At 40.5% G+C, this 24,182-nt stretch carries 12 protein-coding genes; 8 read left to right on the top strand and 4 right to left on the bottom strand.

Annotated elements, in window-relative coordinates:
- Window positions 1–2: 2 nt before the first annotated feature.
- A complete protein-coding gene (locus tag WCS89_03315) occupies window positions 3–470 on the top strand; it encodes an 8-oxo-dGTP diphosphatase (GenBank protein MFA6554513.1) in 468 nt (155 codons plus the stop codon).
- 58 nt (window positions 471–528) lie between these two features.
- On the opposite strand, the gene WCS89_03320 is transcribed toward WCS89_03315, so the two are convergent.
- A complete protein-coding gene (locus WCS89_03320; GenBank protein ID MFA6554514.1) occupies window positions 529–762 on the bottom strand; it encodes a hypothetical protein in 234 nt (77 codons plus the stop codon).
- Between the two features lie 110 nt (window positions 763–872).
- Between WCS89_03320 and WCS89_03325 the strand changes: the two genes are divergently transcribed.
- Window positions 873–1,949 carry an AI-2E family transporter gene (locus WCS89_03325; GenBank protein ID MFA6554515.1) on the top strand — a complete coding sequence of 359 codons (1,077 nt, stop codon included), beginning with the start codon at window positions 873–875 and terminating at the stop codon, window positions 1,947–1,949.
- A gap of 103 nt (window positions 1,950–2,052) precedes the next feature.
- A complete protein-coding gene (gene obgE, locus WCS89_03330; GenBank protein ID MFA6554516.1) occupies window positions 2,053–3,042 on the top strand; it encodes a GTPase ObgE in 990 nt (329 codons plus the stop codon).
- Here obgE and WCS89_03335 read toward each other — a convergent pair.
- From WCS89_03335 to WCS89_03345, 3 genes are all read right to left on the bottom strand, one after another.
- Window positions 3,023–3,634, bottom strand: a complete 612-nt coding sequence (locus WCS89_03335) for a transposase (protein MFA6554517.1) — start codon at window positions 3,632–3,634, stop codon at window positions 3,023–3,025. The genes obgE and WCS89_03335 overlap by 20 nt on opposite strands.
- A 286-nt stretch (window positions 3,635–3,920) precedes the next feature.
- On the bottom strand, window positions 3,921–5,504 hold the full coding sequence (gene gatB / locus WCS89_03340; GenBank protein MFA6554518.1) for an Asp-tRNA(Asn)/Glu-tRNA(Gln) amidotransferase subunit GatB: 1,584 nt from the start codon (window positions 5,502–5,504) through the stop codon (window positions 3,921–3,923).
- 18 nt (window positions 5,505–5,522) lie between these two features.
- Window positions 5,523–5,774 carry a MerR family DNA-binding transcriptional regulator gene (locus WCS89_03345; GenBank protein MFA6554519.1) on the bottom strand — a complete coding sequence of 84 codons (252 nt, stop codon included), beginning with the start codon at window positions 5,772–5,774 and terminating at the stop codon, window positions 5,523–5,525.
- Between the two features lie 582 nt (window positions 5,775–6,356).
- Between WCS89_03345 and WCS89_03350 the strand changes: the two genes are divergently transcribed.
- From WCS89_03350 to WCS89_03370, 5 genes are read left to right on the top strand one after another with little or no spacing between them, the layout of a single operon-like run.
- A complete protein-coding gene (locus WCS89_03350; protein ID MFA6554520.1) occupies window positions 6,357–7,532 on the top strand; it encodes a hypothetical protein in 1,176 nt (391 codons plus the stop codon).
- Between the two features lie 53 nt (window positions 7,533–7,585).
- Complete coding sequence (locus tag WCS89_03355) at window positions 7,586–8,263, top strand: hypothetical protein (GenBank protein MFA6554521.1); 678 nt, start codon at window positions 7,586–7,588, stop codon at window positions 8,261–8,263.
- 4 nt (window positions 8,264–8,267) lie between these two features.
- The gene (locus WCS89_03360) at window positions 8,268–9,317 is read left to right on the top strand and encodes a hypothetical protein (protein MFA6554522.1); all 1,050 of its coding nucleotides are present in this window, start codon (window positions 8,268–8,270) and stop codon (window positions 9,315–9,317) included.
- A 51-nt stretch (window positions 9,318–9,368) separates the two neighbouring features.
- The gene (locus WCS89_03365) at window positions 9,369–10,184 is read left to right on the top strand and encodes a hypothetical protein (protein MFA6554523.1); all 816 of its coding nucleotides are present in this window, start codon (window positions 9,369–9,371) and stop codon (window positions 10,182–10,184) included.
- A gap of 56 nt (window positions 10,185–10,240) precedes the next feature.
- On the top strand, window positions 10,241–24,169 hold the full coding sequence (locus WCS89_03370; protein MFA6554524.1) for a hypothetical protein: 13,929 nt from the start codon (window positions 10,241–10,243) through the stop codon (window positions 24,167–24,169).
- The last annotated feature ends 13 nt before the right edge of the window (window positions 24,170–24,182 follow it).

Below are 24,182 nucleotides of genomic sequence, written 5' to 3' on the forward strand. Positions count from 1 at the left end.
AAATGAAAAAACAACTAACACTTTGCATAGTTCATCAACATCCAAAAGTCCTTCTTGGAATGAAGAAGAAAGGCTTTGGAGCTGGTAGATGGAATGGTTTTGGTGGTAAGGTTGAAAAAGGAGAGACTATAGAGGATGCTGCGGTGAGGGAACTACATGAAGAAGCGGGTATCAAAGCTGTCAATCTTGAAAAAGTTGGAATTTTGGATTTTGAATTTCAGGGCAACCCCGAGATTTTGGAAGTCCATATATTTAAGACCGATGATTTTCGTGGTAGACCAACCGAGAGTGATGAGATGAAACCGCAATGGTTTTTCGTAGAGGAGATTCCGTTCAAAGAAATGTGGCCAGATGACGTCTATTGGATACCACTATTTTTGAAGAGAAAGAAATTTAAAGGGAAGTTTCTCTTTGGTGAAGCAGATAAAATACTAGACAAAGATTTGACCGTGGTTGACTATTTGGAGTGATTTTCTGGTCGCCTCCGCCCTTCGACAAGCTCAGGGCTTTGGCGAACCGAAGGAATAATTATTTACCACCAAAGACTTTTTGTAATTCCTCCTTATGTTTTTCTACAGTCTCCATGACAGCTGTAGTCTGATCTTTTCCGTTTTTGACTTTACTTTGCACTTCCTCAGCTATTTTTTTGAAGAAATCGGGATTTTTTTCTAATAATTCAAAAATTTTATCCTGTTCTGCTTGAGGAACATCCTTCATCTTTGATTTGAGTAATTGCTTGAATAAGAAGTTTTGTATGGCCATAATGATGTGGTTTACGGAAGCGAGGCTTCCAGAAGTTGTTGAAATATAGCATATTTCCGGATGTCAGGCATCTGGTTCCCAAAACCTTTATGGTGTGTTAATCTATAGTCATGATTTCAAGAGTCTCCGCATACTTCTTTTTTGTCTTATTACTCTGTGCTGTTGTAGCGTCAGTCTTTATTTTCTTGCCATTTTTGACACCGATCATTTTGGGTATAGCTGCTTCGGTTATTGCTTACCCAGTCTATCGTTGGTTCAGTAAACTTTTTGGAGTTGGTAAAGTTGGTGCTGGAGCAGCTAGGACAAATTTGGCTGCTTTTCTTACCGTCCTTATTCTTGTTGTCGTTGTCGTTGTACCAGTATTCTTTTTGATCAGTAGAATGTACGTTGAAGTCCAATCTCTTTACACAGCTTTAACAGATGAATCAGAACGCTCGGTTATTATCAATAGTCTAAATTCATTGTCCCAGTCATTATCAAATAGACTTTTCAATGTTTTCCCAGCTTATTCTTTTGATTCGCTGAACATTACAGAGTATATGAAAGGCTTTTTGATCTGGATATTTGGCAATCTGGATAAGATTTTCACTGGTGTAGCGACGGTTGCAATCTATTTGTTCGTCTTCTTATTATCAATGTTCTATTTCCTTAGAGATGGAGCAATGATCAAGAGAAAATTTGTCTCATGGAGTCCCTTGCTTGATAATTATGATGAGTATATTACCATAACTTTGAAGAAAGCCATTCTGTCGGTTTTCGGAGGTACTGTCGTCGTTGCTTTGATTCAAGGAATACTGACTGGATTTGGCTTCTGGATTTTCGGTGTGCCGGCTCCAGCGGTTTGGGGTGCCGTGGCATCTATCGCAGCCTTTATTCCTGGAATAGGTACAAGTCTGGTTATTGTCCCTGGAATATTGTACTTGGTATTAACTGGTAATTATCCTTATGCGGTAGGGTTAACTATTTGGGGAACAGTCGCGGTAGGCCTTATTGATAATATTCTTGGTCCTCATTTGATCAATAAAGGAGTACACATTCATCCATTCCTTATTCTTATTTCAGTCTTGGGTGGATTGTCAGTTTTTGGACCAGTCGGATTTGTTCTAGGACCTCTCATACTTTCATTACTCTTTGCATTACTAGAGATATATAGAACATCATTTACTAACATCAAGGATGGAGAGTAGAGCTAAGAGTTAAGAGGTAAGAGCTAAGATTAATCACAAATTACATCGGCTTCTTTACCTCTTACCTCTTACCTCTTACCTCTTACCTCTTACCTCTACCATCATGGCTCTCATTGACGAAATACAATTTCATGCAAAAGCAGGCAACGGCGGTAACGGCGTTGTTCGTTGGCGTCATGAGAAGAATAAAGAATTTGCTGGCGCAGGAGGTGGTAACGGTGGACCTGGTGGGGATGTCTACGTACGGACTGTTCGCGATATAAATATCTTAGCTAGACATAAAACTACAAAATTATTCCAAGCTAGAAATGGTGACGATGGACAAAATTTTAATATGCAAGGTAAGGCTGGAGATGATTGTTATATAGATTTACCGATCGGTTCAGTGATTGTAAATCTGCAGACTGGACGTACAATTGAGCTATTCAATGAAGGGGAAGAACAGAAGATTCTACACGGTGGTCGTGGCGGTCTTGGTAATGAGTACTTCAAGGCTTCTACAAATATTAGACCTGAGCAATCAACTGACGGTGTCTATGGTGAAGAGGCTGACTTTACGGTTGAATTGAACCTCATCGCTGACGCGGGGCTTATTGGTCTTCCTAATGCAGGTAAATCTAGTCTGCTGAACGCACTCACGGAGGCACGCGCGAAGGTTGGTAGTTATCAATTTACAACTCTGGATCCTAACCTAGGAGCTTTACCAGGAGGTTATATTCTCGCTGATTTGCCAGGACTTATAGAAGGTGCGGCTGAAGGTAAAGGTCTCGGTCATAAGTTCTTGAAGCATGTAAAGAGAACAAAAATGTTGCTCCATCTTGTTTCTTTGGAGAATGAAAATGTTATAGAAGTTTATCAAGGTATTAGAAAAGAATTGGAGAGATTTGGTGAGGGTTTGGATCAAAAAGAAGAAATAATAATTCTTACGAAGACGGATCTTGTAGGTCCAGAAAAGATAGAAGAAGCGAGAAAGAGTCTTTCCGGAGGTGTAACCTCCGGAAATAAGACGCCGACTATTCTCACTGTTAGTATTTTAGATGATGGATCTATTAAAGATTTGTCGGATAAATTGACTAAGAAGTTGGCGGAGTAGGGAAGTTTCTTCCGGAGGTGTAACCTCCGGAAAACAGTATTGGTGTTTGTTTACGAATCTCACCTAAATAATCTTTGAAGCTAGAGTACTCATAATTTTTAGAATAGGCCATTGCTTCCATGGCATGTTCCTTCTGAGCTTCTTTTGACATTTCTGGTTCCTTGATCCCGTAAGGATTTAGATGGACATAATTGATTAGCTTATCAAGATAATCTTTTTCGTACACACCTTTTTCTTTGAACGATCCTTGCCAGATAGTTCCAGAATGATCGTATTTTTTGTTGTAATAACCAGAATAGCCAGTGCAGAATTTATGCATGAATTTAGTAATGTTTTCTGGAGGTGAAGCCTCCGGAAGTTTTAAGACGATATGGAAATGATTAGGCATTAAACAATAAGCGACAATATCAACAAGCGTACCTTTACGTTCAATTGAAAATATATCTTTTTCTCCGAAACCTTTGAGTTCAAAAGATTCGGTATTATTAGCTATATAGAGTAGTTTCAACATACGCCAATAGTCGCTGGCGTCATTAAAAATGACTGCTTTATGAGCTCCTCGGTTGTAGATATGATAGTAAATTTCTTTCATATTTTTCCGGAGGTGTAACCTCCGAAATTGTATATTATCAGGACGAGTTAAAATCCTGATAAAGAAAGGTTAAAGAAATGATAAAAAAGTTATGAAGAAACAATGAAGATTTCCTCCGGAGGTGTAACCTCCGGAGTCAGCCGAGATTTCGGAAAAACAGAGACATGTCTCTCGAAAGGGTAGGGAATTAAAACACCGCTAGTTGGCGGTGTTTATTATAGTTTATTAATGTTTAAATATTTTATATGGCTCTAATTCGTTCCGGATGTCAGACATCAGAAAAGTGTTAACCAATCTTTTCTATGAGTAACTTCTTCAGTATTTCAGGGTTGGCTGAACCTTTTGTGGCTTTCATCGCTTGACCTATGAGGAATTGGAGTGAAGCAGTTTTACCGTTTTTGTATTCAGCTATTACAGAAGGGTTGGTAGAGATGATGTTTGCGATGACTGGATCAAGTGCACCAAGATCACTCTTTTGGATAAGGTTATTTTTTTCAGCGAATGCACGCAATTGACCAGCTTCAACATGAGTCGATTTGCTATCAGTTCCACCTACGAGTAATATCAAAAGATCTTTTGCTCCACGTGAAGAAAGGTCACCACTTACGATGAGTTCAATGAGTTCAGCGAAGGTGTCTGATCCGATTGGTCCGAGAATGCCCGAAGATTTTGCATCAGATCCGATTGAACCTTTTTTATCTGCTGAATTATTTTTTTCGGTGTTTGTATTTGAACTGACATTTTCTGTTGAATCGGTCGTGCCAGTTGAATCATTTGTACCAGAGACTTTTTTGAGTAGTCCCAAGTAATCAGTGAGGAGATAGTTGACAGCAAGTTTGATCTTCTTTGCATCACCTTTGAATGTGGAAATGACTGATTCAAAATATTTTGCAACTTCTGGTTGTTCTATGAATACCGCAACTTCTTTGTCAGTCATGCCAAAAGAATTTTTGAAGCGATCTCGTTTTGTCCATGGCAACTCTGGCAAATCTTTTTCTATAACATTTTTAGAAAATTCCGGCATCTCAGAAATTTTCAACTTTGGAATATCTGGTTCAGGGAAGTAGCGATAGTCATGAGAACTTTCTTTTTTTCGTTGAGAATAAGTTTCTCCGGCGGAGTCATCCCAACCTCGAGTCTCTTGCACGACAACTTCACCAGCTTCAAGGAGAGAAGTCTGACGTAGAAGTTCACACTCAATAGCTTTTTCTACAGAACGAAATGAATTTAAATTTTTGACTTCAGTCTTCGTTCCAAATTTTCCTTTGGTAGTGTCAGCGGGGGAGGCGATAGAAATATTTGCTTCAACACGCATTTCTCCTTTTTCCATATTTGCTTCACCAGCTCCAAGGTAACGTAAAAGTAGTTGCAACTCTTTTGCGAAACGTACAGCAGTGACGGCATCATGGATGACAGGTTTTGTAACGAGCTCCATGAGCGGTACTCCAGATCTATTAAAATTTACTAAACTTTTTTCGTGTGAGTCGTGAGTGGACTGGGCAGTGTCTTCTTCAAGATGGATTCTCTCTAGTTCAATGCCAGCAAGATTTCCTCCAGAGACGAGAGGGTATTTGTATTGAGAGATCTGGTAACCTTTTGGTATATCAGGATAAAAATAATTTTTGCGATCCCATTCTGTAAAATCGGCAATAGTTCCACCTATGGCTGTACCTACGCGGATAACATGTTTGATTGCTTCTTTGTTGAGGACTGGAAGAGTACCTGGGTGAGCTAGACAGATAGGGCAGACATTTTGGTTAGGTTTTTCTTCATCTGGATTGTTCCTACAAGAACAGAACATCTTTGAATTAGTACGAAGCTCGGCGTGTATTTCCAAGCCAATAGTTGGTATATATTTATTGTTTTCCATATACCGTATAGATTAACATTAATCTGTCAGATGTTGAACCATGAGTTTACGGACCTGCTTTTTCGTAGGCTTCTTCATTCCACGACTGACTTCTATTTCTATAAGTAGTTTCTCTATATCAGATACTTTATAAACGCGGTAATTGTTGATAGGGTGACGTCCTGCTGAGAATTTACCGCTATTGTCCCAATTGCGTAATGTGAGAGGGGTAACACCCAATATCTCGGCTGCTTTCTGTATAGTTATAAGTTTTGTTTGAAGAATATCCATAAAATTAAAGGTTAATAAACATTGATAATAGTTATTAAATATATATAAATTGAATAAAATGTAATCTAAAATTATGCAAATTCTGTCTAAATCGTATTAATGTTTATAAAGGGTAAAATAAGATAGAAAATTTTAATAAAAATTCATGATCAACTTTTAGCTTTACGTTTATAAGTTTAACATATTTATTAAGGTGCAACTCTTAAAAATGTGCATAAAGCCCTATAAACGATTTTAAAGCCAAGTTTTGAATTGAAATTATTGTCTACTTGTAAAACCATCATATTTATTTATATCACACCTTATAATATTAGCCGTATATTTATTGTGTGAGTACTATTTATATACTAAGTTTATCCCTTCCTGATTAAAACAGGTCTCTACACGATCTAGTCGCCCGACTCTTTTAAGTATTGATATATCTTTCCCTATAAATGAAATTACAGCCTCTGAGATTTACGGAGGTTACACCTCCGGAAAAATTACTACATACCTTTTTTTATTTCTGTTTTATAATTTGTTGTCCACAGTTTTCCTGAATATTTTCGTTAAAGATTACGATATAATGATTAGCGAACCAATATGAAAGATAGCTTTATTATTGAAGGTAAAAAATACATCTCGTCTAGACGAGCTTCCGAAATCTCGGACTATGCTTCTGATTACATCGGACAACTTTGTCGAGCAGGAAAGTTGGATTGCAAAATGGTCGGACGTGCATGGTTCATTACCGAAGAGTCTCTCAGTCTACACAAAACAAATGTTCTCCAAGATGAAGTTGTCAGAAACAGGATTGAAAATCTCCGTGGAAAGAAAAATAGGAACTTGGTTGTAAGCTCAGAAGCAATTAAGACTTCCGCTTCTACACAGACTCAGACTTCAACCAATGTTGTAACAGTTACAAACTCCTCAATAGTTGTTAGTTCAAATCCTGTAATATCAAATCAACAAGCTCCTGTTGTTTCGGGGTCTACTCCTGCACAATCCAAAGTTTCTGGTTCATCATTTGTTTACACTTCTGATGAAAGGCCATTGTTACCAGTATTGAAGAAGCCTGTTACACCAGTTGCGAATGTTTCTAAGAATAAAAAAATACTTTCATTCTTATCAAAGAATGAAAGTAAATCAGCTGTTACAAAAAATAGATCAGCTAGTGAGATCGCTGGAAAAGTTACAAAGTCTCTCAAGAAGTTAACTACAGTAGGAAAACCTATCATCTCATATCCAGAACTTACTCGTTCAATAATTTTGAGACGTGCACTTGCTTCAGCTCTAGTAATCATGTTCTTTATCGGTATGGGTACGATGACTTTCAATATTTTCAATAGTGAAGAAGTCTCGGTCGCAACCAATGCTTCTAGTTCTCCTAGTGTTGCATCGGGATCGGCCAGAGCAAATGTTTACGATGTGATAATGGTTGCTACTTCTTTTGTTAAAAATGGATTTGGCAATATTGCATCTTTGTTTACAAAAACATCAAAACTCACTCTCAACGATACATCTCCGCCAGATGGTTTTGGTGGTAGTCAAGGACTATCACCAAATGGTTTAGCAGTCACATCATCAAGTGGTTCGGATAGTGTAGATGAAGCGGTTAAACAAAAGATTAAGGGTTCGTTTTCAGATGAAGTTGAAGTTAGTCCAGATGAGAGTGGTACAGCAGGTGTGATCACTCCAGTGTTTAGAGAGTCAAAAGGAAAAGATTTTATTTATGTAATGGTTCCGGTAGATGGTAAGGGGGCAAGCGTGACACCGTAAAGTTTATCAAAAGACATAATGAGCCCTCTATTATAAAGATTTAAGGTAAAAATATGAAAAAAAATATTATCAGTGCAATATTGGAAATAGGAATAGGATTCTTTGCAATCTTCTGGATATTCCTATTTTTAGAACCAGCGATATTACAGGGTGCCCAGAACACCTTCACTATCGCGCAAACAGTCTCCAAAGAGATTTCCTTCACGACACCAGGGTCCAATGTAACCCTTTCTCCTTCTTTGGGAGGTTTGACTGGGGGTACAGCAACAGGCGAAACGCAGATAGTGGTGACTACTAACAGTAGTCTTGGGTACATGATGACTATCATGGCTAGTTCATCGGTAGGTATGATCGGTAATGCTAGTTCATCCAATTCTATTCCAGCTTATGTAACAGCTACAGCAGGTGTTCCAGATTTTAGTTTTACTGTTCCAGCCAATAAGGCATATTTTGGTTATTCAGTTGAAGCGTCTACGACTGCTGACCTAGCAACTTCTTTCAAAGACGCTGCTAGTGCTTGTGATTCTGCTGGTGGAAGTGATACTGCTGACAAATGTTGGATAGCAGCAACTTCAACAGCGTATACGGTAGTCAATAGAACTTGGCAGACGCCAGCTTCTGGAGCAACAACTACTTTGAAATTTAGAGTTACTATCAATGCCAATCCAAGTCCAGTTATCCCAGATGATACTTATGTTGCTACAACGACACTTACAGCGACTGCAAATTAAAAATATGAAAAAAATCACGATTATAAACAAATTGAATACTGTCAATCTGAATAAGGTGCTAGCGATCCTTGCAATATTTGTAGTCGTAGTCGGTGTCTCCAATATGGTGTTGGCAAAAGTAGAAACATCCACCACGACAAGTCCTGTTACAGAAAAAGCAGTAGTCTCTTTTGAAACTTTGCCAGAAAATACAGTATTCAATGATTTTGTTGTTGGTCCAGGAAAAGTCCAGATAGATATTGCTCCTGGAGAATCAAAAACTTTTGAACTTACTATTGCGAACAGATTAGGTACAGAGAAAACTTTTTCAATCGTAGAAGAAGATTTCGTCGGCTCAAATGATCCAGACAAAACTGTTGTCTTGTTGGGTAATGACCGTGGCCCATATTCGCTCAAGGATTATTTGAAGATAGGTACAAGTTCAATAGACATTCCTCATGCTGTAAAGTCTCGCGTCTTGATAACTGTATCTGTTCCTAAGAATGCTCAGCCAGGTGGTCTATATGGAAGTGTTGTCATCGGTACCGTGAGTAAGGCTGGTGACAATTCTAGTTCAACCGGAGTCAATACAACTAATCCAATAATCACTCGTATAGGTACTTTGGTTTTTGTGAGAGTTGCTGGTGCAGTCAAAGAAAGTGGTGAGCTTACAGGTTTTATATTAGCTGGCAATCACAAGTTTATTTCTGGAGGAGAGCCTGTAGTCTTTGATCTTTTGTACAAGAATTCAGGAAATATTCACCTCAATCCAAGTGGAACAATAACTATAAACAATCTGCTTGGTTCAAATGTTGGAAATATAAAAGTTGAACCATGGTTTGCTATGCCAAATTCACTTCGCTTTCGTGAGGTTGAATGGAAAGCACCTTTTCTCTTTGGAAGATACACAGCTCATGCGGTCATAGAGAGAGGTTACGGTGACCTCAAAGATGAGATGAGTGTCACATTCTGGATCGTGCCGTGGAAGATGATGTTGATGGTGATAGCGGGTCTGGTGGTTTTTATAGGATTAGTGAGATGGATATTCAAGAAGTTCAAGATAACGAGAAAGTAGAAGGAAGAGGTAAGAGTTAAGAGGTAGGAGGTAAGAGTTAAGAAAGAAGCAATGAACAAAAATTTCATTAAAAACTTAAGGAAAAATTCTTGTGATGTCGGATATCACAGCAAGTTTACCGTCTTAATCGTTACTGCCTTTTTTGTAGTTTCAATCTTTGGTCTATTGAATGTTGTCAACGCAGAGGTTATGTCTAGCACAAATTACAAACTTGAAAATGACAGTATCAATTTTGGTGGAGGACGTGCCACTTCTACTTCTTATGTCATTGAAGATACTGCCGGAGAAATTGCAACAGGTATGTCGTCTAGTACCAATTACATTATGAAAGCTGGTTATCAACAGACTCAAGATATCTACACAGTTTCAGTCACGCAATCTTCAAATGTAACAATGTCTCCTTCATTCGGAGGTGTTACCGGAGGTACAGCCAATGGACAGACATCCTTTACTGTAACTACCGACAATCCTGCTGGTTATTCAGCGACGATCGCAGCAACTATGTCTCCAGCACTTAGGACATCGGCAGATAGTTTTACGGATTATGTTCCAGCTGGTGCGGTCCCTGATTTTACTTTTACGAACGCTTCAACAAATTCTTCTTTTGCCTTTACTCCAGAGAGTACTGATTTGGATGTTGATTATGAAGATTCTGGTGGAGTTTGTGGGGTTGCAGGAAGTGATACTGCAGATGCTTGTTGGAATGGTTTATCAACGACAGGAAAGACGATACTAAATAGAACTTCATCAAACAATCCATCTGGTACAGCGTCAACGATAAAGTTTAGAGCGGAATCAGGGAGTAATCATATACAAGTAGACGGAGTTTATATGGCAACGACAACGATTACGGTAGTGGCATTGTGAGGGTAAGGGATTAGAGGATAGAGAATTAGGGATTAGAAAAAGGGGGCAAAGAAGCAATGAATAAAAATTTTATTAAAAACTTAGGAAAAAATATCATCAAGGTTGCACCTCGATGTTTTGTTATCTTTACTTTAATTATTTCTTTCATTGTTTCTCCTTTGTCAGTTTTTGCCGTTCAGTCTACATTTACAACTTCTCTAACTACTACTGGAGTTGCTACAACACCACCGGCAATACCTTCCAATCTTTTGGCTACCGCAGTCTCTGATACACAGATTGATCTTTCTTGGACAGCTTCGGTTCCGACATTCTACACAGTTACTGGTTATAGGATTTTCCGTGATTCTGTATTTTTGGCCACAACTAGTTCAGTGGTTTATTCCGATACAGGTTTGACTCCAGAGACAGCTTATTCATATACAGTAGAAGCTTTTGATTCAATTATTCAATTGTCTGGACAGTCTGCCACTTCTACAGCTACAACTACAGCAACACCAGTTGTTCCTCCTGTAACTCCTCCAGTAACACCACCTTCTTCTGGTGGAGGAAGTTCGGGATCTTCAGTGATCAATATCACTGATATTAAGGTCGTCGCTGGAACAAATAATGCAAATATTTCATTTAAGACCAATGTATCAGCTCAGACGAAAGTCCAGTGGGGATTCTCAAATGATTTTGAAATCGGTTCCCTTCAAAATATTTTTTATGGAAAAGAACATTCTCAAATGATAAATGGTCTTGTTGAAGGTTTAACATATTTTGTCAGGATTACAGCTACCAATAGTCAAGGTATATCTACATATAGAGATATTTCTTTCAAGACTGATCTTGCTGTAGTAGAACTTGGTCCTTTGCCAAACCCATCAAATTTCTTGGCACAAGCTACAGACAAAAATATCAATCTTACTTGGGACAATCCTATAGATGAGAGATTCAATAATGTCAGAATAGTTCGTACAGAAGGATTTTTCCCAATAGATCAATTTGACGGTACTCCTATATATGAGGGTGATGGTCAATCTTTTGTAGATAAGAGTGCAAAAATCGGTACTACGTATTACTATGCTATTTTTGCAAAGGGTATAGATGGAGAATATTCTTCAGGTGCTTTGGCTCAAGCTCGCATCGCTCCAGCTGGAGAGATAGTAGTCTCGCCAACTTCAACAGATCCATTTATAAATATTCCAGAGTCAACAAATGTGGATCCGATGATCAAAAAGATTACTTTGTCTGATTTTGAATTTATTCAAGAAGGGAAAAATCTTTCAGTTATCGGTAGTACGGTTGCTATAAAAGGTGGCGAAAATCTAACTATTCGTCTTGCATACAACAAAGTTCCTGAAATTTTGAAGACAGTTGCTTTCACCTTGCAAGATCCATCAGATAAAACAAAAGTCTTCCCATTTTTGTTACGTATCAATGCTGACAAGACTTACTATGAAGCGACTATTGGTGCTTTGGGTAAATCTGGTCGTTATGGAATGTCAGTAGTTATTTTGGATTATGAAAATAAAGGTTTGAAACGTTTGAATGGAACTCTTGCTGCGCTTGCTTTCAATGCAATGCCTTTTGATTTCGGTAATAATTTTGATTTCTTGGGCATATTGTTGTTGCTCTTGGTAATCATCCTTGTTATTTTGGCTATCGCATTGCTTCGTAAGTGGATCAATTATTCTCCAGAACATCAGACTGTAGACAAACCAAAAACTTCTGGAGTTACTATTTCCAGAGATGTTTTCAATGCTATTTCAAAGATTTCAATATTTGTCTTGGTTGTTACGGCTTCATTCGGAATTCAACAAGCATTTGCTACTACTTTCAATCCAGAGATAAATTATCAAGGTAAATTGACCGATAGTGTTGGTTCAAATGTTGCCAATGGTTCATATAGTATTCGTTTCAAACTTTATACGACCTTGTCTGGAGGTTCACCTATTTGGACTGAGACATGGTGTAACACTTCAACTTGTGATGGTTTGGGTACAGGTGCGGATAGTAGAATAACTTTGACTAGTGGATTATTTAGCACCATGCTTGGAAGTACGACTGCTTTAGATGGCATTGATTTCAATCAGCCTCTATATCTCGGTGTTGAGATCGGAGGTTCTGGAGCAACGGCTTCATGGGATGGGGAAATGTCACCTCGTAAGATTCTCGGAGCTGTCCCTTCCGCATTTTATTCCGCAACTTCTACGGTGGCTCTTTCTGCAAATTCTGCTGACACCTTATCTGGATTGAATTCTTCACAATTCCTTCGCTCTGATATACAAAATGCTACTTCATCATCTTCAACTTTCTTCAGTGTCTTACAATCTGGTGCTGGTAAGATTGCAGAATTTTTTGGGAGCGCAGCACAAAGTGTCTTTTCAATTTTATCAAATGGTAATGTCGGAGTCGGAACAACTACTCCATCATCTAGGTTTAATGTTTATGGTGACGTATCTTTCCAAACTCCATCAAATTCAGCCACAGCTTTTCAGATACTAAACTCGGCCACCAGTTCGGTTTTCTCTGTAGCTACTACAGGCTTTGGTACTACTACTTTAGCTGGTCTAACTATTTCTGGTTCAGCTACTTCTACCTCTAACGTAGGTTGGAATATCTCCACGGGATGTTTTGCAGTCAACGGTGTCTGTTTGAGTGGTGCAGATGGTACGGCCAGTTCCACTCTATTATCTGATACCAACACATGGACAGGTTTGAATGTCTTTGGTTATGCAAGTACCACTCAGATCAGTTCAACAGGAAATGCTTATCTTGCTACGACTGGTGGGAATGTTGGTATCGGCACCACTTCGCCATTCGCAAAATTTGCAATCAATCCAATTGCTGGTGATGGGGCGTCATTCGTCATTGGTTCTTCTACTAGAACAGATTTTATAGTTACAAATGAAGGAATGATTGGGGTTGGAAGCACGAGCCCTTCTGCAATTTTCAGTATCTTAGGACGAAACGGCAAGACACAAGGTACGGCGGAAACTAGGATTGCACCAACAGCTCTCTATGTTCAAGGAGGAACCGGTGGTGGAGGATCTTCGATCCCTGGGGGTAAAGGAGCGGATATTATCCTTATCGCTGGTAATGGAGCAAGTTCTGCTTTAGGAGATGGTAACGGAGGTAGTTTAACATTTACGGCCGGTAATGGTGGTGCTACTGATGGGAGTGGTGTTGGTGGAAATGTAACAATAAATCCAGGTCTAACTGGAGGTGGAGGTAATGGTAAAATTGTCTTAGCTGATTTGCGAGGTAATGTTGGAGTTGGTACCACTTCACCATTCAGTAAACTTTCAGTTTCTACTCCTGCTCAACAAAGCGGATCATTACCACTCTTTACAGTTGCTTCTACAACGAGTGCCTCGCTACTTACGGTTCTTGGGAATGGCAATGTGGGGATTGGTACGGCGGTGCCTACAAGTGTTTTAGATGTTAATGGAAATATAAATGCTACAACCATGATAGCCGGTACTCATCTACTTGTTCAGAATACAGGAATATATTATGACTCGGTTTCCAATGGAGCGTATTCTTTTGCAAATTCTGGTGTTGATCTTGCTCTCAAAACAGCCTCTGTCGGCACAGTTATGACGATTAAAGATGCCGGCCTCGTAGGCATCGGCACCTCTACCCCATATTCCAAACTCTCCGTCTGGGGTTCTTCAACAGGAACAAACAGAATGTTTGAATTAACCAACAGTGCTTCAACAACACTAATGAGTATGTTGGAAAATGGTACAGGTTATTTCTTGGGTAATATCGGAATTGGCACCACCACTCCAGGTACTATTCTTTCTCTTGGAAATACCGGTGATAGCACCATCAATCTTTCAGTTACAGCCACTTCAACCTTTGGTACAGGAATAAATCTACGAACAGGTTGCTTCGCTGTAAACGGAACTTGTGTCGGTGGTGCAGATGGTACTTCAAGTTCTACTCTATTATCAGACACTAACACTTGGACAGGTTTGAATGTCTTTGGGTACGCAAGTACCACGCAGATATCTTCAACAGGTTCCGCCTATTTCGCAACAACTGGTGGGAATGTTGGAGTTGGTACAACTTCACCTTTCAGTAAACTTTCAGTTTCTACTTCTGCACAACAGAGTGGAACATTACCACTCTTTACAGTTGCTTCTACAACGAGTGCTTCATTATTTACAGTTTTGGGAAATGGGAATGTGGGGATTGGGACTTCTACTGTTTCAGAAAAACTTTTTGTGGAAGGCAACATTGCTCCTTCAATGACTAACCTATATACCGCTGGTAGCTACACTCTAAATTCCGCTGTTGCTTCCGTAGCTAATATTACAGCTTCAGGAATCGCTAATTCAGATCTACTTGGTGTTAGTTCCGCTTCTGCTGGAGATGTGAATGGTGATGGTATTAACGATGTTATTATCGGTGCAACTGCTGCTGATGGTGCAGGTACCGATCGTGGTCAAGCTTACATCTTCTTTGGTTCAACCACTCCTAGGACAACATTTGCTCCTGCTTCTGCCGACGTTATCCTTTCTGGTTCAGAAGATTCTGGTAGTTTTGGTACTAGTGTCGCCTCTGCTGGAGATGTAAACGGTGATGGATATGGCGATGTGATAGTCGGAGCTACTAATGTTGCTGGCGGAGGTTCATATCGTGGTCAAACATATATCTTTTATGGAGGCCCAAATTTCACAGGTGCAATAATTGCTTCTTCTGCAAATGTAATTATTTCCGGAGCGGCTGATTATGATAGTAATGGTCAAGTTGTAGCTTCTGCAGGAGATGTAAACGGTGATGGATATGGCGATGTGATCATGACTGCATTGTCTGCTGATGATGGAGGTTTTGATCGTGGTCAAGCCTATATCTTTTATGGTAAGCCAAACCTTGCAAGTACATATACTACAGCAAATGCTGATGTTATTATTTCAGGAAATACCGATGGTGTTCAGATGGGTAATAGCGTAGCTTCTGTTGGAGATGTGAACGGTGATGGATATGGCGATGTGATCATTGGTGCACAATCTGCAGATGTTGGAGGTAATAATCGCGGTCAAGCCTATATCTTTTATGGTAAGCCAAACCTTGCAAGTGCTTATTCAGCTTCTTCTGCGAATGTTATTGTCACTGGAATGGTAGATATGGGCTTTATGGGTATCAGTTCTGCTTCTGCTGGAGATGTGAACGGTGATGGATATTCTGACTTTATCATTGGGGCAAGTAGTGCAGCTGGTGGAGGTACTTCTCGCGGTCAAGCCTATGTCTTCTACGGTAAATCAAATTTAGCAAGTACATATTCTGCATCTTCCGCTAATGTAACTATTTCCGGAATCGCCAATAGTGATGCTCTTGGTTACAGTGTTGCCTCCGCTGGAGATGTGAATGGTGACGGATATGGAGATATTATAGTTGGAGCAGTTGGTGCCGCTGGTGGAGGTACATCTCGCGGTCAAGCATATATTTTCTACGGTAAGTCTGATCTTTCAAGTACTTATACAGCTTCATCTGCAGACGTTGCTTTTTCAGGAATTGCCACTAGTGATGCTTTTGGTTCCAGTGTTACTTCTGCTGGAGATATAAATAATGATGGGTACTCTGATGTTATGGTTGGAGCATATGGTGCCGCTGGCGGAGGTACATCTCGCGGTCAAACATATATCTTTACCCCAACCGGCAATCGTTTCAAATCTATTTATGCACAAAGTGGTAGCTTTACAAAGGGAATACAACTAGGTGGTGGAATGTCAACGTTGAATGCTTACGGTCTTTCAAGCCTAAGTCAATTTTCATTAAACACGGCAGATTGGTCAATCAGTAAATCAGGAACTTCTTCCATGCAGAGTTTGATAGTTTCTGGAAATGTTGGTATCGGTACAACTTCGCCATTCTCAACTCTTTCTGTTTCTACTCCTGTACAGCAGAGTGGATTGTTATCGCTCTTCACGGTTGCTTCTACTACGGGCGCTTCTCTATTTTCTGTCTTAGGCAATGGAAATATCGGCATCGGCACGACCACTCCGGGCACACTTTTATCTCTTGGAAACACCGGCAACAGTACCATTAATATTTCGGCTACTGCCACTTCAACCTTTGGTACGGGAATAGATTTAAGAACAGGTTGTTTCGCCATTAACGGCGTCTGTTTGAGCGGTGCAGACGGTACAGCAAGTTCTACACTTTTGTCTGATACTAATACTTGGACAGGTTTGAATGTCTTTGGTTACGCAAGTACCACGCAGATCAGTTCAACAGGAAATGCTTACTTTGCAACGACTGGAGGAAAGGTAGGAGTTGGAACAACTTCGCCATTCTCAACCCTTTCTGTTTCTACTCCTGCACAACAGAGCGGGTCATTACCACTTCTTACAGTAGCTTCTACGACTGGTGCGACGCTATTAACTGTTTTGGGAAATGGGAATGTGGGGATTGGAACAATGAATCCAGCGTATCCATTAGATGTTAATGGAAGTGTGAACGCAGCCTCTTATAGAACAAGTAATGTGATTTCTCTTATATTAGCAAATTCTGCTATAAATATAGGAGATACTTATGGAAGTACTTATCCTCTTGTAGTTAATGCTGGTGGTTCAGAAAGGATGAGAGTCTCGACTGGTGGCAACGTCGGCATCGGCACCACCTCTCCATATTCCAAACTCTCCGTCTGGGGTGCTTCAACAGGAACAAACAGAATGTTTGAATTAACCAACAGTGCTTCAACAACACTCATGAGTATGTTGGAAAATGGCACAGGCTATTTCTTGGGTAATATTGGAATTGGAACAACTTCACCATACGCGAAACTTTCAGTGGTTGGTCCGGTAGTGGCTGAATATTTCTATGCAACCTCCACAACAGCAACTTCAACATTTGCTGGTGGGCTTGATGTAGGAAATGGTGGACTTGTTTATGAGGCTTCTACAGGTATCACTTCAGCTTCTTCATTCCAAATGGGTAACTTAAGTTTTGATCTCAATGCAGGTGCTGTATCTTGGATAGATCTTCCAATAGATAGTAGTGCCCCAGCAAATACACCACAGAGTTACACTGCCAACTTGAACGGTTTGCCAATGCTCACTATCGGAGGTCTTTCTGATGGTGCTGGGAATATTATAAATGCTGGTATCGGAATCGGTACAACTACCTCATATTCCAAACTCTCCGTCTGGGGTTCTTCAACAGGAACAAACAGAATGTTTGAATTAACCAACAGTGCTTCAACAACACTCATGAGTATGTTGGAAAATGGCACAGGATATTTCTTGGGTAATATTGGAATTGGAACAACCACCCCAGGTACACTCCTTTCTCTTGGAAATACCGGCAACAGTACCATTAATATTTCAGCTACTGCCACTTCAACATTTGGTACAGGAATAAATCTAAGAACAGGTTGCTTCGCCGTCAACGGAATTTGTGTCGGTGGTGCAGATGGTACAGCAAGTTCTACTCTACTATCAGACACCAACACATGGACAGGTTTGAATGTCTTTGGGTATGCCTCTTCAACACAATTCACAACAACGGCTGATACATATCTTGCGACATTGGGAGGCAATGTTGGCATTGGTACGACAAGTCCTGTCAGTAAGTTTTCAGTTGATGGGACTTCTAGCTTTAGTGGCTACACTATCATTGGTGGAACATCACTTATAGATAATTCAGTTCCTCTTAATGTCATAGCTGATGGTTATTTTGGTACAGCAGGTAAGATAGCAAACTTTATTTCCAATCAAGATTATGGACATGTGGGTATATTCAAAGATGATAATTCTCGCGGATTGTTCCTCGGTTACGGTACTGGTAATTTGCTAGCAGGTAATGATAATGATGCTTTTATACAGATTGGAGCCGCATCAAGTAGTCGTGGTTACCTCCATTTGGTTGATGGTGTAGGTGCTGGTTCTGATGGTCAATTCGGTCTAATGAGTCCTTATGTTCTCATTGGAGCTTCTACTGCAAATGGAAGTGGCTCAGTCTTACAAGTTGAAGGCTTGTCTACTCTTGTTGGTAATGTTGGTGTTGGAACGACTTCACCTTTGGCAAGATTGGATGTTGCCGGAGTCTTGGGTTCTCAAGCAGATTTATTCAATGTTTCTTCAACGACAGCAACAGATATAGTCTCAAGTCTATTTAAAGTTTCTGCAAATGGTAATGTTACTATCGGTTATTTGAATGGTTCTCTCCAAGCTGTCAACGGAGTAGTTTCTGCAACTTCAACACTTTCAATTGCTTATGGAGGTACAGGTACATCTACATCTCCAACATATGGAAAATTACTTATGGGTGATGGTACTGGAAAATATGACTTAGTTGCAACTTCAACATTGGGAATTTTGGGTGCTAGTGCTATTGCATTGGGTACACCTGGTCAGATACCTTATTACTCTGCAAATTTGCAAGCAGTTTCTGCAACTTCTTCTATATTTATAAATCAGACAAATAGTTTTATTGGTATCGGTACAACTACTCCTACCTCAGCTTTGTCAGTCTTCAACGCTTCCGCTCCTCAATTCCAGCTCGCATATAACACGAGTAATTACATGAATGTCGGGGTTTCTTCTACTGGTGGAGTTACAATGGCAGTCAATGGTTCTCTCGGAGGCTTTGCTATCACAAATCCTCAACCGACCGTTGTTGGTAGTGGTACAGGTACAAATGCTCCTCTAGGTTTCTCTGTAGCCGGTGGTATCGGAGGAAATTCAAATGATACAAATATTGGTGTTGGTGGTATCGGTGGCGGTTTGCAACTTACAGCTGGTGTTGGAGGTTCCGCAGGACTTTCTACTTTCTCAGAGACAGGTGGTGCTGGAGGTGCAGTATCTATGCTTGCTGGTGCTGGAGGTGCAACGGCTTCTCCTAGTATTGATTTTATGTCTAGAGTTGCAGGTAACGGAGGTCTCATGACTTTGGCTGGTGGTGCTGGAGGTAATGCTTCAAATGGTGGTCTAGCAAGTTCTAATACTGCTGGTAATGGTGGAGCTTTCACTTTGAAAGGTGGTGCTGGAGGTAATGCTAGTGGTGCTACAACCAATAATGGTGGTGCTGGAGGGAGTCTATATATATCAGGTGGTGCTGGAGGTACAGGTTCTACTGCAAATGGTACTGCTGGTAATCTTTATCTCGGTTATGATTCTTCAAGCGCTCTTGGTAATGTTTATTTCGGCAATCAGGGTGCCTCGTACATTACAAGTACAGGGAATTTTGGAGTTGGTACCACTTCTCCTTTCAGTAAACTTTCAGTTTCTACTTCTGCTCAACAGGATGGATCAACGCCACTCTTTACAGTAGCTTCTACTACAAGTGCTTCGTTATTTACAGTTTTGGGAAATGGGAATGTTGGGATTGGGACAAATAATCCAACAAAGCTTTTTATTGTCGCGTCTGGAGCAAACACAGTTATGAGTATGAATTCTTCGGGTCTATTGAATATAGCAACTTATCTTCAACTTAATGGTGGAACCGCTGTTTCTTATAGTGGTACACAGTTACAGTTGGGTACTGGTTTTACTACGCAATATTTACCAGGCAACGTCGGCATCGGCACCACCACTCCATTAGCCAAACTTAACATCTACGGCGACGTGGTTTTCCAGACTCCAACCAATTCAGCCACGGCTTTCCAGATACTGAACGCGGCTACCAGCTCGGTCTTCTCTGTAGCTACCACCGGCTTTGGCACTACTACTTTGGCTGGTCTAAATATCTCCGGTTCAGCTACTTCTACTTCTAACGTAGGTTGGAATATTACATCCGGTTGTTTTGCCATTAACGGCGTCTGCGTAGGAGGTGGTGCAGGCGCAGGTGATGGTACAGCAAGTTCTACTCTTTTGTCTGATAATAATACTTGGACAGGTTCTAATATATTCAATAGTAATGTTGGAATTGGTACCACCTCACCATTCTCAACTCTTTCTGTTTCTACTTCTGCACAACAAAATGGAGCATCACCACTCTTTACAGTAGCTTCTACGACTGGTGCGACGTTATTAACTGTTTTGGGAAATGGGTATGTTGGAATTGGTAAATCTAATCCAACGGTTGCTTTGGATGTGACAGGGGGAATATCTGCTAGTGGAAATATTGCTGCTGGTGGAGCCTTATATGCGGGTGGTGTTTACGGCTTGATATGGAATGGTCGTAGTAGTATTTATTCAACTGCTGATGGTCAATTTTCTTTCTATAATAACGCTGGAACATCTTTTTCAAGAATTAATCTTGGAGGAACCACTTCAGCTTTTCCTGCAATTGGGGCTTCTGGATCTAATCTTATAGTCCAGTCTGCTGATGGAACACTTGGCACTAATTTAGGAGTAGGCACCTCCTCCCCATACTCCAAACTCTCCGTCTGGGGTTCTTCAACAGGAACAAACAGAATGTTTGAGCTAACCAACAGTGCCTCAACAACACTTATGAGTATGTTGGAAAATGGTACAGGCTATTTCTTGGGTAATGTTGGAATTGGTACAACTTCTCCTTATGCAAAACTTTCAGTAGTTGGTCCAGTAGTGGCTGAATACTTCCATGCAACTTCTACAACAGCAACCTCAACATTTGCTGGTGGTTTTGATGTAGGTAGTGGTGGACTTACTTACGAACAGGGTTCAGGTATTACTTATATCAGTTCTCTACAGACTTCTAATTTCAATTTTGAAACAAATGCAGGTATGGTCTCATGGGTAGATCTTCCTACAGATTCCAATGCTCCAAGCGGTACAGTCCAGAGTTATTCAGCAGGTCTAAACGGAAGTTCAACACTTACTATATATGGTATATCAGATGGTGCTGGTAATCTTCAATCTGATTGGCCGAGAGTATCTATCGGAGGTACATCTGCAGGTACGACTACACCTAGTTCAAAATTGACAGTTTTTGGTAATGGTACTGGAACAGGAGGAATATTTGAGCTTGTAGATAGTGCCTCAACAACACTTATGAAAGTTTTGAATAATGGAAGTGTCGGTATCGGCACAACCTCTCCAGGTACTCTTCTTTCTCTCGGAAACACTGGAAACAATACAATCAACATCTCAGCTACTGCCACTTCAACCTTTGGCACAGGAATAAACCTAAGAACAGGATGTTTTGCTGTTAATGATGTTTGTATAGGTGGCGGTGGTGGTGCAGGCGACGGCACATCAAGTTCTACTCTACTATCTGATTACAACACATGGACAGGTTTGAATGTCTTCGGATATGCAAGTACCACACAGATCAGTTCAACTGGAAATGCTTACTTTGCTACAACAGGTGGAAAGGTAGGAGTTGGAACAACTTCACCATTCTCAACTCTTTCAGTTTCTACTTCTGCACAACAAGATGGAGCATTACCACTCTTTACAGTGGCTTCTACTACTGGAGCTTCGTTACTTACAGTTTTGGGAAATGGGTATGTTGGTATCGGAACAGCAAGCCCAACAAATGTTCTTGATGTCAGTGGAACATTCAAATCTAGTGGCCAATCAATAGTCGCTGACGCCTTCCGTTTCTATACAGGCAACAGTGATGCTGGTACCTCATACAGTGATTTTAGAACAAATCCTGCAACCGGTAATGCAATACTTAGCGCAAAGTCTGGAGCTGTCTATTTCAACTACGATCACGGCAATCAAGGAGTCATCTTTTCAAACGGATCTCAAGCTACGGTAGCTACTATAAATAGTACTGGACACGCAGTGTTCTATGGTACGGGTGATAACTCATTTGCAGGAGAATTGGGCGTTGGTACAACCACTCCATATTCCAGACTTTCAGTTTGGGGGGCTTCAACAGGAACAAATAGGATGTTTGAATTAACAAACAGTGCTTCAACAACACTCATGAGTGTATTGGAAAATGGTACAGGTTATTTCTCAGGAAATATTGGAATAGGAACAACCACCCCAGGTTCTATCCTTTCTTTGGGTGATACTGGCAGTAACACCATCAACATCTCAGCCACAGCCACTTCAACATTTGGCACAGGTATAAACCTAAGAACAGGATGTTTTGCTGTTAATGATGTTTGTATAGGTGGCGGTGGTGGTGCAGGCGACGGCACATCAAGTTCTACTCTATTATCTGATTACAATACATGGACAGGCTTGAATGTCTTCGGATATGCAAGTACCACACAGATCAGTTCAACAGGAAATGCTTACTTTGCTACAACTGGTGGCAATGTCGGTATCGGTAGCACTTCACCATTTGCAAAACTTTCTATTCACGCCGGAGCAACTGATACTTATAACTCCACCTTGTTTGCAATCGCTTCTTCTACCAGTGCTTATGCCACAACCACTCTCTTTAGTGTCTTAGCAAACGGCAGTATAAGCATGGGTACTTCTACAGCAACGACTACTATCGCTGGTGGATTTAATGTTGGAAATGGTGGTCTTATCTACGAAGCTTACACAGGTATTACTTCAGCTTCTTCACTCCAAACAGGAAACTTCAATTTTGAAACAAATGCCGGTGCTGTATCATGGGCAGAACTTGTCATAGATTCTGGCGCTCCTGCAAATACACCACAGAGTTATACTGCTCATTTGAATAGTGCGCCAATGCTTACTATCGGAGGTCTTTCTGATGGTGGAGGTAATATTACAAATGCCGGAGTAGGTATCGGTACGACTTCTCCTTGGGGTAGTTTTGCAATCTCACCATTTACAACCACATACCCAGCTTTCAATATTGGTACGACAACAGCAACATTCACTGGTTCATACTTTATGGTTAGCGGTACTGGAAATGTGGGAATTGCTACATCTTCACCATACGCAAAACTTTCTATCCAAGGAGCAACTTCTGGTACTACACCTTTGTTTGCAATTTCTACTTCAACCAATGCCTCACCATCTCTACAAATTGATCAGAATGGACTTTTGACAATGAATACACCCGGAGCAACTTCTACTATCACTGGTAACTTACAGGTCATAGGCGGTTTCCGTGCAGACAATACCTATACTGGTGATCTATTCTTCGCAAACAACTTCAGCTTCACTGAAGCACAACCTATCAATTCAACCACTACTCAGGCTTTGTATTTAAAGAGTCAAAAAGGCGAGAGAGTTTTGTCTATTGACGATCTAGGAAATGTAAATATTTCTGGAGACATTTGTTCAAATAATGTCACTTGTGTCAGTCAGTCATTGAGTAAATTGTCTGGAGATATGAGTTCTTTGGCTTCAAGTACAGCTGATATGCAAGCGGGTATTGATGGTCAGATCAAGACAACCTCTTCGTCAGTACAAAGTCTAGCCGACGCTATCGTAGCTTTGGATTTGAAAGTTGATGCAATATTAGCTTCAAGTACTTTGAATATGGAACTTCTCGTAGCTTCAACTAGCGCTACTGTTGCTTCAAACTTGGCTTCAAGTACAGAATTTGTTACTGCTGTCTCTTCTTCAACAGCTTCTGTTTTGACTTCAAATCCTTCATTTGTTGCCGTTGTCGCAGAGGCGGTCAAAAATATTATTTCTTCAGCAGGTGATTGGGTCGTAGACAGATTTACGGCCAAGGTCGCTTATATCAATCGTGTTGAAGCAGGAACAGTCGCTATCTCCAAAGGTATGGAAATCGTAGATCAGGCTTCTGGTGCAGTATGGTGTGTAACTATCAAGAATGGTGATTGGAATAAGATTCAAGGTACATGTGCTAGTGTTCCTCTTCCAGAAGTTGCAACTTCAACAATACCAGTAGTTCCAGAGAATCCTGCGATAGTCACTCCAAATCCAGTAGTAATTCCAGTAGAACCTGTAGTTAATCCTATTCAAGCAAGTTCAACTCCTCCTGTTGTTGCAACGAGTACACCTCCAGTTTCTGAACCAATCCCAACTCCAGATCCAACACCATCTCCAATTACAGAACCAGTTGTAGAACCTGTTCCAACACCAACACCAGCACCTACTCCAGATCCAGTAGTTGAACCAACTCCTGCTCCGGCACCTGTCGTTGAACCTACTCCAGCTCCAGCACCAGCGCCTGTTTCTGAACCCGCTCCAGCACCTGCACCAACTCCAGCCCCATAATTAAATATTAATT

Source organism: Candidatus Paceibacterota bacterium, assembly GCA_041666915.1.
Taxonomy (GTDB): domain Bacteria; phylum Patescibacteriota; class Minisyncoccia; order Phycocordibacterales; family PALSA-1337; genus C7867-002.